General features: G+C 40.3%; 11 protein-coding genes. All 11 read right to left on the reverse strand.

Annotated features, from left to right (window positions below; all coding sequences use genetic code 11):
- Window positions 1-37: 37 nt before the first annotated feature.
- The 11 genes from uvrC to WDJ61_RS13345 all read right to left on the reverse strand — a co-directional run bounded on the left by uvrC (window position 38) and on the right by WDJ61_RS13345 (window position 12,147).
- Window positions 38-1,813 (reverse strand): excinuclease ABC subunit UvrC, encoded by a 1,776-nt coding sequence (gene uvrC, locus WDJ61_RS13295; protein WP_338750502.1) that lies wholly within the window; start codon window positions 1,811-1,813, stop codon window positions 38-40.
- Entirely contained in the window at window positions 1,810-3,267 is a 1,458-nt protein-coding gene (locus WDJ61_RS13300) for a hypothetical protein (RefSeq protein WP_338750504.1), read from the reverse strand. The genes uvrC and WDJ61_RS13300 overlap by 4 nt, the downstream gene beginning before the upstream one ends.
- A 113-nt stretch (window positions 3,268-3,380) precedes the next feature.
- Window positions 3,381-4,304, reverse strand: coding sequence for an FTR1 family iron permease (locus tag WDJ61_RS13305; protein ID WP_338750506.1), 924 nt, complete (start codon window positions 4,302-4,304; stop codon window positions 3,381-3,383).
- Window positions 4,305-4,328: 24 nt separating this feature from the next.
- Window positions 4,329-5,084: a hypothetical protein gene (locus WDJ61_RS13310; protein ID WP_338750508.1), complete on the reverse strand. Its 756-nt coding sequence runs from the start codon at window positions 5,082-5,084 to the stop codon at window positions 4,329-4,331.
- Window positions 5,085-5,155: 71 nt separating this feature from the next.
- Window positions 5,156-5,896 carry a glycosyltransferase family 2 protein gene (locus WDJ61_RS13315; protein WP_338750510.1) on the reverse strand — a complete coding sequence of 247 codons (741 nt, stop codon included), beginning with the start codon at window positions 5,894-5,896 and terminating at the stop codon, window positions 5,156-5,158.
- Window positions 5,889-7,355: an alkaline phosphatase family protein gene (locus WDJ61_RS13320; protein ID WP_338750512.1), complete on the reverse strand. Its 1,467-nt coding sequence runs from the start codon at window positions 7,353-7,355 to the stop codon at window positions 5,889-5,891. The genes WDJ61_RS13315 and WDJ61_RS13320 overlap by 8 nt, the downstream gene beginning before the upstream one ends.
- The gene (locus WDJ61_RS13325; protein WP_338750514.1) at window positions 7,352-8,290 is read right to left on the reverse strand and encodes a lysylphosphatidylglycerol synthase transmembrane domain-containing protein; all 939 of its coding nucleotides are present in this window, start codon (window positions 8,288-8,290) and stop codon (window positions 7,352-7,354) included. Before WDJ61_RS13325 ends, WDJ61_RS13320 begins: the two co-directional genes overlap by 4 nt.
- Window positions 8,268-9,218: an NAD-dependent epimerase/dehydratase family protein gene (locus WDJ61_RS13330; RefSeq protein ID WP_338750515.1), complete on the reverse strand. Its 951-nt coding sequence runs from the start codon at window positions 9,216-9,218 to the stop codon at window positions 8,268-8,270. The genes WDJ61_RS13325 and WDJ61_RS13330 overlap by 23 nt, the downstream gene beginning before the upstream one ends.
- A gap of 105 nt (window positions 9,219-9,323) precedes the next feature.
- The gene (locus WDJ61_RS13335; RefSeq protein ID WP_338750517.1) at window positions 9,324-10,523 is read right to left on the reverse strand and encodes a hypothetical protein; all 1,200 of its coding nucleotides are present in this window, start codon (window positions 10,521-10,523) and stop codon (window positions 9,324-9,326) included.
- 148 nt (window positions 10,524-10,671) lie between these two features.
- Complete coding sequence (gene trxA, locus WDJ61_RS13340; protein WP_338750519.1) at window positions 10,672-10,986, reverse strand: thioredoxin; 315 nt, start codon at window positions 10,984-10,986, stop codon at window positions 10,672-10,674.
- Between the two features lie 180 nt (window positions 10,987-11,166).
- A complete protein-coding gene (locus tag WDJ61_RS13345) occupies window positions 11,167-12,147 on the reverse strand; it encodes an electron transfer flavoprotein subunit alpha/FixB family protein (RefSeq protein WP_338750521.1) in 981 nt (326 codons plus the stop codon).
- Between the last annotated feature and the right edge of the window lie 4 nt (window positions 12,148-12,151).

The following is a 12,151-nucleotide window of genomic DNA, read 5'->3' on the forward strand; positions in this document are numbered from 1 at the left end:
TAGTTAGTTTCATGACGCTTTTATCCTCTCTCTATGCTCAACCACTAGTTAATTTCTTGACGATTTCTTCAGCTGTCCGCTCAGGAATGCCAATGGCTGCAATCTCTTCCTTCGTAGCTGCCTTCAATTTCTTCACTGAACCAAAGGCCTTCAAAAGCATTTTTTTCCTTTTTGGTCCGACGCCATCGATGTCATCTAAAATCGACTGAAAAGCACTCTTTCCTCGAAGCTCCCGGTGAAACGTAATCGCAAAACGATGCACTTCATCTTGAATCCGCTGCAATAAATAAAATTCCTGGCTGTTATGTTTAAGAGGAACCGTTTCAAGCGGATCACCATATAACAATTGAGACGTACGATGCTTATCATCTTTAGCTAGCCCCGCTACCGGTACATGTAAGTTCAGTTCATGCAACAAAATTTCCCTTGCTGCTTCAATTTGTCCTTTACCTCCATCAATCACCACTAAGTCGGGTAATGGAAGCTCTTCTTTTAACACCCGGGTGTAGCGACGACGAATCACTTCACGCATCGATTCATAATCATCTGGCCCTTCTACCGTTTTAATTTTGAATTTGCGATATTCTTTCTTCATCGGTTTTCCATCAACAAAGACGATCATCGCGGAAACTGGATCTGTACCTTGAATATTGGAATTATCAAATGCTTCAATGCGAAGAGGCGGATGAATATTCATCGCTTCACCAAGTCGCCCCACCGCTTTAATGGTTCTCTCCTCATCCCGTTCGATTAAAGCAAATTTTTCTTGCAATGCGACGGCAGCATTTTTTTCTGCTAACTTCACTAGTTCTTTCTTTTGTCCTTTTTGCGGTTTCAACATCTTCACCTGAATCAGTTGTTCCGCTAAAGTCGCGTCAACTTCCTCAGGCAACAATATTTCTTTCGGCTTAAAGTGATTCGGTTGATCATAAAATTGGTTAAGATAAGTCAAAAATTCCTCTTCCGGTTCATCATAAAATGGAAATAAAGAAACAGCCCGCTCAATTAGCTTTCCTTGGCGAACAAAAAAGACTTGCACACACATCCAGCCTTTATCGACGGCATAGCCGAACACATCTCGATCGATTAAATCGGTTGTATTGATTTTTTGCTTTTCCATTAAAGTATCGATATGGGAAATTTGATCTCGGTATTCCTTCGCTCGTTCGAACTCGAGCTTTTCTGCTGCTTCATGCATTTTTTCCGTTAATTGCTCTTTCACTTGCTGATGCCCACCATTTAAAAATCGAGTTATTTCCTGGGTAATATGTCGATATTCGTCATCCGGAACCTCTTTAACACAAGGGGCCAAGCATTGACCCATATGATAATAAAGGCAAACTCGATCAGGTAAGTTCGTACATTTTCTTAAAGGATACAACCGGTCTAATAACTTTTTCGTCTCATTGGCTGCCTGTACATTCGGATAAGGGCCGAAATATTTCCCTTTATCTTTTTTTACTTTTCGAGTGATTAATAACCTTGGATGACGTTCAGATGTTAGTTTGATGAATGGATAGCTTTTGTCATCTTTCAGCATAATATTATATTTCGGATCATGCTTTTTAATTAAGTTCAGTTCCAAAATTAACGCTTCTAAATTAGAAGAGGTCATAATATATTCAAAATCTTCTATTTCATTGACGAGACGTTGCGTTTTCCCATCATGAGACCCGGTAAAATAAGAACGAACACGATTTTTTAACACCTTTGCCTTCCCGACATAAATGACCATACCATGCCGGTCTTTCATTAAATAACAGCCCGGTTGATCCGGGAGTAGCGCTAATTTATGTTTAATGGTTTCATTCATTTCTTTCCACCTCCTGATGGAGTCCATTCATAGAGAATCACTCGGTTGTACACAGGATCAAACAAATGATTAGACGTAAATTCAGCTTTTTTGGTCAATTGATTCGCAAGGGAATGTCCGATTTGCTGCTCGAAGCCACGAACTACTTTATCTGTCAAATAAATGCGTCGGTTCGTTTGTAACGAAGAATCAGCGATAAAGTGGTCATAGCTAAACAGTCGCTTGTGGGGAAAAGAAACTTGTCGATACTCAAACACTCTTGTTTCCTCCCAAGTGTAGACAATAAATGGTTCCTTTACTTCTTCTAAATAATTAGCGGCTTGAATAACAGCTGGCTGCTCGTTTGCCTGCTCTTTCAGTAATGGAATCGCTACCGTCACTTCGACTAGAATAGTGACTGCAACGGCCGCAGTGAACCATCTTTTCCAACTCACCGTTGTTAACAGCATGAGCGGCAATAATGAAATTAATAGCAAACTGTGACGAGGCTTATCTATATTTTGAGCAAATAGGACCCAAAGAAAATAAGCAATAAATATTGCTAGCCAACTGAACAAGATCATGTCCCACTGTTTATTCTTCCTCATCAAAACAGCCGCTAGTAATATTCCTCCTAATGCAATAGCTAGTGTAAACTGTTCGACAAACATACCACTCCATAACATATTGTGGAACAACAAATAATACATTCTTTCAAATAAAGAAGCATCGCTCGCAATCGCCGTGCCTCCCCATTCAGTGAAATGGCCATCTGTAAACCCTAAGGCAATCTGAATAAATGTTTTCAAACTACCGACATTACTTATTAATGCACTTACCCAAACTAAATTTGCCATCACAAATATCACAAGCTGAAAACCAATCCCACGTCCATCCTTTGTTCTTTTCCAATACCATATCCAGTATACAATAACGGCAGCAAAGACAGCCACATAGGAGAGGCGAACACCGAATAGTATGGCGAGTAACACCATCGGCCAAACTCCTGCTTCTCTCGTTCCTCGTTCAACAGCACGCATAAGTGACCAAAGGAACCAGAAAAAGACAGAAAGTGCCATTGGTTCAGAAATCGGTTGTTGCATCATAATGAGAGAAAAAGGCAAAAAATGAATCAGTACAGCTGTTAAGAAGGCTTGAAAAGTAGGTAATGAATGTTTAGCTAACTTAAAAAGAGGATAAAGGCTTGAAAAATAGATCAGCTTATTCCATATGGATAAGGCTAGTTCAGGGTTTTTCACTGCACCGTTTACAATGGTAGCCGGTAGAATAAACAATGGATAACCCGGAAAATGTGGTTGCATATTTAATAAATCAAATCGAATCACGCCAAGGGCAAAGTCCACTTGATCCCATGTAGAAGGACTCACAGCAGGCAAGCAAATAATATAGCCCCATAATACAACTAAAGCTATAATCGAAACAATCATCATGATGTTTAAATAAAGAGTACGCATACAAAACTCCTTTCAAATGAAAGTGATAGCTAAACGACAATAAAGACCCGCCAAAAGGCGAGTCCTGCAGAGGGAGAAAACATGATATTTGTTAGAAATAAATCTTTCCAGTATTACCCGGCTTTTCTTCTCTTGAAAGATGGTTTACGTATTTTCCCTTTACTGATGAGTCGCGTCAGTATTATAACGATGGCAAAGTATCCCACATAACCAATGATTTGTTCAAGAGAAGGATTGTGAGTGTAGCCGAACATCGCTGACATAAACAATCCCACTTGTCCGCTAATTAATGGTTCCTCGCCTGTATCACGAATATAATGCATTTCATCTTGGTAATGCTCTGGCATAATATGAATGATATTATACACTTCTGCCGGCTTTCCTTCAGCTGTTGTATAAAGGGAGCCCATTTTTCCAAGGTCTTGTAAAATACCAATTCCTTGTACGAGCAAACCTGCGGCGATAAACATAATAAGAATTCCCGTCACATTAAAGAACGTCTTCAGCGAAAATCTCATCGTACCTGAAAAGAACATATAGCCAAGCACTAAAGCCATTAATAAACCTGCTAATGCTCCGGAGCTTTGAAACACCTTTGTAACATCTCCACCACTAATCGCTGCAAAGAGAAAGACCGTTTCTACTCCTTCACGAACAACGATTAGGTAGGAGTGAATAATTAAAGCAGAAACACTACCTGTTGTCACGGCTGCGCCAATTTTTTTCTGCATATCACCATTGACGTCTTTAGATTCCTTTTTCATCCAAATAACCATGTGTGTCAGCAACGCGACCGAGAGGAACATAATCCCTACTTTTAAGTACACTTCTGAGCCAAAGCCTGCAAAGCCCGTGAACACGACTTGAAATACGAGGGCAATTAAAAAGCTCGAAATAAGCGCTAAAAACACGCCGAGATAAACCCATTTTTTATATTGATTGGCATCTAACCGGGTTAAATAAGAGAGAATTAAACCAACGATTAATATCGCCTCTAACGCTTCACGAAGCGTTACTAAAAATGCTTGAAAATCCATGATACACTCCCCCTGCTCCTTTTCCTACAACTTCTTTTGTCTACGTTTGTTAATAACAATCATCAATATTAATAAAGCAACGAGCCCAACAGATAACCAGAACCAAAAGCTAGATGCTGCCTCTTCTTGCATTTGATCAAGAAAATCTAAATTTTCTTTTGTTAAATGACTGCTATCTTGTTCTTCCGAAACAATTGGAAAAACCGGCTGAATTTCATCAATAATAAATTGAGTTTGTTTTGTAAATGTTTCTGGATCATTTTGCTGGTCACCTATCCCAAACAACCCAGGGTTACCTAATGCTTTCAAGGAATCATCAAATGCTTTGTAAATACTGTCTACCGTTTCCTGATCGGTTTTTTTCACCATCTCTGGCTCTAAAACAGTGAACGTCCCACGCGCTTTCGCCAACAGCAATTTCGCTTGACCATAATCATCAAATTGTTCTTGGGCAAAATGAAGACGCCGTTCAATATTTAAGCGCATAGCCGCTTGCCAGCTACGACGCATCAGCTCTTTATCTTTATTCTCAATCGCTTTTTCTATATCCGGTACCGTTTTCTTAAAATATAAGTTGAAGTCTTTTTCGTATGTATTATATACTTCTTGCACTTTTCCCCAGTCATCATTTTCGAGATGGACTGTTAGCTCCTTATATGCTTCTGCCATTTTCTCTTCATTCGGATCACCATAAGAATAGGCCGCTGTATTTAGAGGAAAAGCAAAAGAATTGAGTACAATAACCAATATAAAACTTAAAAAAAGAGAAGTTTTTTTCATTTCCGCGCCTCCTGTCTCTTTGATGATAATGATTATCAATTTTATTGTCAATCATTTTTAGCCACAAATGTTTAGTTTTTTGTGGCTATATATTTTTTGGGCTGTTCAACTTTTTGTACGGGCCGTCTCATTTCTTTATAAATGGCTGGTAACACATTCATCATATACGATTTAAACTTAATAAATGACTGACCGGTTGTGCGGACTTGATACTCAATCGGTACTTCTTTCATTCGAAAGCCTTTCCGAACAATATTAAGTGTGACAACCTGGGCGTAATTATAATCATGAATGATTTCTGCTTCTTCCATTACCGCTTTAGAAAACGCTCGCATCCCCGATTGCCCGTCATAAATCCACTGGCGCAACAAGATCGATTGCAGCAAAGTAAAGCAGTAGTTCCCTAAGCGACGATGAATTCTCATTCCATCAATCGTTCCTTTAAACCTTGAACCCATCGTGTAGTCCACTTCTCCAGATAAGATTGGCTCAATCAACTCCGGAATTTGTCGGGCAGGATATTCACCATCCGCATCAATCATTATGCCAATATCCGCTTGCAAACGAAGGCATTCCTGCAAACCACGGCGAACAGCGGCACCTAGTCCGCTGTTTTTCTCCATATGCACAATATGGTCCGCTCCTGCTGTTTGAGCGACTTCCACTGTCCGGTCCGTTGATCCATCATTGATCACTAGCACCTCTACATCAATCGAAAGATCAAACTGCCGAGGCACCTCTTTAATCACAGCAGCAATCGACTCCTCTTCATTGTAAGCAGGCAAAAATACAACAATTTTCTTCTTATTCAATGGATTGGTCCCTCTTTTCTACAAATGCTTCTTCTAATACAGGTCCACGGGCATGGTCTGGTAACGGAGCGCCAAGTATATAGGCAAGAGTAGACGCCATTGAAACAAGGCTGCGTTTTTCTTGTACTTTCTCCCCTCGCTTAATATTGGGGCCATACATAAAGAATGGAACAAATCGTTCTCCTTCGTCTAAGTGACCGTGTCCGCCAATGCCATCCGCTTGACCGTGGTCCGCACAAACCAGCAATGTCGTATTGTCCATCTTTCCTTCCGCTTCTAACCACTCAACAAAATCTTTCACAAGTGCATCCGCTTCTTGAATTTTTTCAATATACTCATCATAAAAAACACCGCGGCTATGCCCTGTTTGATCCGTCGCAATCATTTGAACAATAAATAAATCTGGATCCTGCTCCTTCATAATTTTCTTTGCTCGCTTCATAATATTCGGATCTGCTTCGTCATTTTTCATCACAGCTGTGACTGTTTCCACATCATCCCCCATCGAATCGACCAAATGAGCAATGCCAAGCAAACGCCCTTTTTTGCCCACCTTTCTTAGCGAATCGAAAATGCTTTCCGTTTTGATGCCAAGCTTGTATACCATATTCGACTTAATTCCATGTTCAAATGGATAAGTACCTGTAAACATGGAAGAAAAACAGACGACCGTTCGAGCCGGATAGACCGTTTCCATATTGGTATATTCTGTGCCGTTCTCCTTCAGAAAATCAAGATAAGGTGTGTTCGCTTCATAAAACCGTTCTTTACGCATACCGTCAATCACAATCACGACCACTCGATCGGTTTGATGGTCCGGAGCCGCTTCTGGCATTGTTGCATATTGTTCATATGGTTTTGGCTTCCAATCGAATAAATAACGATGCAGAATAAAAGTAAATAGAAACACTCCTGCATAAAACCAACCAAGACGAGCCCAATCGATGGCCACACCTGCTACACTTTGTTCAAAAAACTGCTGCCAAAGCATCAGCAATAGCAACACTTTCGGTAGCTGTTCTTGAGCATTTCCGCTAGTCGAGTCACTATTTTTCAACACGAGCTTCCAAAAACGAGTAAAGTTCCAAAGTGTTGTTCCGATCCGTAAATGGTAATAAATCGTCCCCCAAAAGAAGACCGTAAAGAAAAAGTATAAACCTAAAGCTAAGACTAATAGAGAAAAGTCAACTGTTCCTCCGATGAGCAAAAAGGCCACGAATGGCATCCACAAATAATTTCGTAAAAAGAGTGGAAAGTCATAAATAAAATAAAGAACAAAAAGCGGCAACACTAACAAAAACCCTAGGCCTAAAGCCTTTAAGTGTTCCACTTGTCCTAAGTCAAAAAAATGATAAATGAGCATCGTACCAATGACAAAAATAGGTGTGAAGGGCTTCCCTTCATTCAATAAATTCCAGCAACGTGCCGCAAACTTTTCAAATTTTGATGCACTTTTCATCGGCGAATGCCTCCTTTCTTTTTCATATACAAAACATTTTTAAATGGAAGCGGATGAATAAACCAAACAACAGCTCCCGCTCCAAATGAGAAAATAAACTTGAGTGCATGTGTAATAAGTGCAACCGTCATTCCAAACTCTACCGTATTACCAACCGTACGAAAAGCGAGTGACATCACCGTTTCATAATTAGCAATGCCACCAGGGGTGACTTGGAAGGTTTGACCAGCGATTGTGATACTATTGATCCATACTGCTTGAAAGGAAGTGATTGGATGAGCAAGAGCGAACGCCACTGCCCAAACGAGCGCAGCTTCCATAAACCAGCTAATCAAAATCAGCACAAATACAGGAATAGTCGATACTCGCCAAAATGTCTCTTTAAAAAATTTCCATTGACGGCGAAAGAATTCTTTTTTCCACTGTATGATGGCAACGATCAATAGTCCCCCTATTAAGGTGAAGATGACTATTAATAAGAGCGGAAACTCCGTCGGAAAGGGTAGCCAATACAGACCCACATAGGCAATTCCGATAAGAATGAAAAAATCAAACCCTCTCATGATCGCAACTGACTGTAAAGCCATAAAGTATTCCTGACCTTCTCGCTCTTTACAGACATAGGCCCGGAATAACTCACCTACTTTCACAGGAAGCAGGTGATTGACAAATAAACTGTATAAAATCCCGATCAATGCCGTTGAAAAGCGAATGCGCCCACCAAGATACCATCTCCACGCGACGGCTTTAACCACAAATGACGCACCGTAGACTGCTAAACCACCAACTAACAACCATGGGTGCTGCCTCACGGTTTGTAAAGAAGACACCAGCATAGACCAATCAGTGTATTGATACAATAACCAGAAAAATAGCGCAAGGATCAATAACGAAATCGCTCTTTTCATTCCTTTATAAATATGCTTTGTTTTCATACGCCCACTCAATTGTTCGTTTGATTCCTTCTTCTATCGAAGTGGTTGGCTGAAATCCTAGTTCCTGTTTCGCTTTTGAAATATCGGCCCATGTTGAAAAAACATCCCCCACTCGATGGTCACCGTAGCGAATGTCCATTTGCGGAAACTCTTTTGTCAGTAGCTCTAACAGCCGAGTCATGCTTGTCGGAGAACCCGCTCCAATGTTCCAAACGGCATAGTTTTGATGATCATTTAAGCTTAATAGGATGCCATTGACGACATCATCAACATACGTATAATCACGCCCGCTTCCCTTGCCATAAATCTCAATCGTTTCACCATTCATCGCTTGTTTAATGAATTTTGCCACCGCCATATCCGGTCGTCCCCAAGGTCCATACACCGTAAAAAAACGGAGGATTGATACCGAATAAGAATAAAGACTAGCATATACATGACAAAACGATTCCGCACTCCATTTCGAAGCGGCATATGGGGAGATCACTCGTCCATTGGCCATCTCTTCATTTAACGGAATCTCTGGCTGCTCACCATATACGGAAGAAGAAGAAGCGAAAACAACCTTCTTTACATCTGCCTTTCCCGCTGCTTCAAGCACATTAATTGTTATCTTAACATCATAATCCACATACAATAATGGCTCCTTCAGTGAATAAGACACACCTGGTAAAGCGGCCAAATGAATGATCGCATCTGGACGTATTAGACCGATGAGCTCTACCGTTTTCTCTCGATCAAGTAAATTATGCTCATAAAAATGAACTGAGCCCGCTTGACTGACAACTTCTATATGCTTTTTCTTTCGTACTGGGGAATAATACGGGTGGAAATGATCAATGATATGCACTTCTTGCCCCTCTTTAAGTAACTGAGTCGCTGTGTGCATCCCAATAAATCCTGCACCACCTGTGATTACAATTTTCATCTTTTTTCACTCTTTCTATTTCAACGTCACACGTCATTGTATCACAGTTTAAAAGAAAAATAGAAAAGCCGCTTTTTTTAAAAAACGGCTTCCTGTTTCCATGTCTTATTTAATCTGGTTAACTCCAGACATAATTTCTTCGCTTAATGCTTTCGCTTCATCTGCTTTTCCATTGGCAACAGCTTCAAACCATTTTTCTGCTTTTTCATGCAGTTCAGCAGTTTTTTCTTCACCTAGCTGTTTCTCTAATTGAAGGTCAATCATGTTCATGAACATGTTAGCTTCTAACGCTTCAACTTTTGCATCGAGAGCTTTGTTAGCTTCTAACGCTTCTGGTACTTTTTGATGATAGTTTGTGATTTTGCCGATAATCGCTGTATTAAACAGACTATTTACTTCTGCAGCTTTGATTGTTTTTGGATCCGTATCAAGGGAGAATAATTCATCTAATTTCTTAGCCGCTTCTTCATTTCCGCCTGATAAAGATTCTTTAATCGCTTGAAGGAATCCGTATCCTTCTGCTTGCATAATCTTTAACTCGTCTTCTTTTCCTTCAGCCACCGCTGCTTCGATTTTCTCAGCATAGCCGTTTGCTGCTAAGTAGTACACTTTATAAATTGATTTATCTGTTAATTGAACATATACTTGGAAATCATCTGCATTTCCAGCTGTTAATGCTTCTTCTTGTACTTTCAAACCGTTGCGAATATTTTCAGCCACGCTATCTTCCCCAGAAAGCTCATAATATGTATCGCGCTTTTCAGCTGTTGGGATAAATACGTTTTCAGCTAATTGCTTAATCTCACCAAACATTGCTTTTGCTTCATCTGTTTTCTTCTCAGCTAATGCCGCGCTCGCATCTTTTTGCAGACGCTTTTGCTTTTGATAGAAATAAGATTGTGTTAATTTATCCACCAATTGCATAGAAACAACCGGTTCCAACTCACCTGTTTTACCCGCTTCAATCGCTGCTTCGATTCCTTGAGCGTATTCCCCATTTACTTCATTAATCGCCGCTTGCAGCTGTTCTGTATAAGCTTTTTCCACAGCAGCCCAATCTACTTCGCCGCCTTCTTTTAGCTTATCTTTTTCAGCAGAAAATACTTGATGAGCCTCAATTTGTGCCGCTACAGCTCCTTTTGTTTCAGCTGGTGCTTGCTCTTGATCTTTCGCTTCCTCAGCCGGCTTTGTTTCTTCTTGCTTTTTTTCTTCTTTCGGTGCTTCTTCTGTGCCTCCACAGCCAGCTAGAACCGTCCCCGCTACTAAAAATGAAGCAAATACCGCTTGTAACTCTCTCTTTTTCATGCTTATTCCTCCAAGATCACATTATTGATTGATAATCGATTTCAACATAAACACATTATAGTAGAGAATGATTCTCATAGTCAATGGTCATTTTCTATCAATTAAAAAAACGCCCTCTGTCTATAACAGAAGGCGCTTATGTATTTCATTAAGCATGTTTATTAATTAATTCAGCTAATGCTTCTTTCGGTTGGAAACCAATCACTTTATCCACTGGTTGGCCATCTTTGAAAAGAATAAGAGTTGGAATGCTCATTACACCGAACTTTCCAGCTGTTTCTTGGTTATCATCTACATCGACTTTCACGACTTTTGCTTTGCCGTTTAATTCAGCATCTAGCTCTTCAAGTACTGGAGCAATCATTTTACAAGGTCCGCACCAAGGAGCCCAGAAGTCTACAAGGACAAGCCCGTTTTCTGTTTCAGTTGAGAATGATTGATCAGTTGCATTTACAATTGCCATTGAAAATTACCTCCTAAAATAACGATATACTATGGATAGTATATCATCGTTTATAACATGATGCGAATTTTTTGCTTTAAAACTACTTTGCCCATCGAAATTGATTATATACCTAGAATCGATGTTCGTAGACCATGAAAAAGCTGCTAGTCTATATTGGACTAGCAGCTTCTGATCACATTAAGAAGAAACAACTTTTAATTTTTTAAATTCTTCTGTTAGCATTGGTACGACGTCAAAAAGATCACCAACAATGCCGTAGTCAGCTACACTAAAGATGCTTGCCTCTGGATCTTTATTGATCGCTACAATCACCTTTGAGTTAGACATTCCAGCTAAATGCTGGATTGCTCCAGAAATTCCGCAAGCGATATACAGGTCAGGTGTAACGACTTTACCTGTTTGCCCAATTTGTAAGGAGTAATCACAATAATCCGCATCACAAGCTCCACGAGAGGCACCAACCGCTCCGCCAAGTACGTCGGCAAGCTCTTTTAATGGCCCAAAGCCCTCTTCACTTTTCACGCCGCGTCCGCCAGCAACGATAACTTTCGCTTCTGATAGATCCACACCTTCGCTTGTTTTACGAACCACTTCTTGAATGATGGTACGAATATCTTTAATATTCGCAGAAGCCGATGATACATCGCCTGAACGAGATTCATCTTTTTCAAGCGGTGTAATATTGTTTGGACGAACAGTCGCAAGAACAATTCCTTCGCTGACTGCTTTCTTTTCAAATGCTTTTCCGGAATAAATCGGACGTGTAAAGACAATCTCTCCGCCCTCTTCTTCCACAGCTGTTGCATCAGAAATTAAGCCCGCTTCTAGCTTCGCTGCAATTTTCGGTGATAAATCTTTCCCTAATGCTGTATGACCAAAGACGATTCCCTCTGGACTTTCTTGATCTACAACAGCTAACAACGCTTGTGAGAAACCGTCAGATGTGTATTGAGCTAGCTTCTCATCTTCCACCGTCACCACTCGATCCGCACCGTAATGAATCATTTGCGCAGCGTATGAGCTTACAGAATCACCTAGTAATACCCCAACTACTTCTCCGCCTTCTGCTACTTTCTTTCCAGCTGCAATTGCTTCAAAAGATACATTTCTTAATGCTCCGTCACGAACTTCACCTAATACTAATACTTTTTTTCCCATGTTT

It is taken from the genome of Bacillus sp. FJAT-52991 (assembly GCF_037201805.1).
Taxonomy (GTDB): domain Bacteria; phylum Bacillota; class Bacilli; order Bacillales; family Domibacillaceae; genus Bacillus_CE; species Bacillus_CE kandeliae.

Coding starts and splice junctions, on each gene's coding strand:
- uvrC (WP_338750502.1), bottom strand. CDS start 1,813: ATGAATGAAACCATTAAACATAAATTAGCGCTACTCCCGGATCAACCG.
- WDJ61_RS13300 (WP_338750504.1), bottom strand. CDS start 3,267: ATGCGTACTCTTTATTTAAACATCATGATGATTGTTTCGATTATAGCT.
- WDJ61_RS13305 (WP_338750506.1), bottom strand. CDS start 4,304: ATGGATTTTCAAGCATTTTTAGTAACGCTTCGTGAAGCGTTAGAGGCG.
- WDJ61_RS13310 (WP_338750508.1), bottom strand. CDS start 5,084: ATGAAAAAAACTTCTCTTTTTTTAAGTTTTATATTGGTTATTGTACTC.
- WDJ61_RS13320 (WP_338750512.1), bottom strand. CDS start 7,355: ATGAAAAGTGCATCAAAATTTGAAAAGTTTGCGGCACGTTGCTGGAAT.
- WDJ61_RS13325 (WP_338750514.1), bottom strand. CDS start 8,290: ATGAAAACAAAGCATATTTATAAAGGAATGAAAAGAGCGATTTCGTTA.
- WDJ61_RS13330 (WP_338750515.1), bottom strand. CDS start 9,218: ATGAAAATTGTAATCACAGGTGGTGCAGGATTTATTGGGATGCACACA.
- WDJ61_RS13335 (WP_338750517.1), bottom strand. CDS start 10,523: ATGAAAAAGAGAGAGTTACAAGCGGTATTTGCTTCATTTTTAGTAGCG.
- trxA (WP_338750519.1), bottom strand. CDS start 10,986: ATGGCAATTGTAAATGCAACTGATCAATCATTCTCAACTGAAACAGAA.
- WDJ61_RS13345 (WP_338750521.1), bottom strand. CDS start 12,147: ATGGGAAAAAAAGTATTAGTATTAGGTGAAGTTCGTGACGGAGCATTA.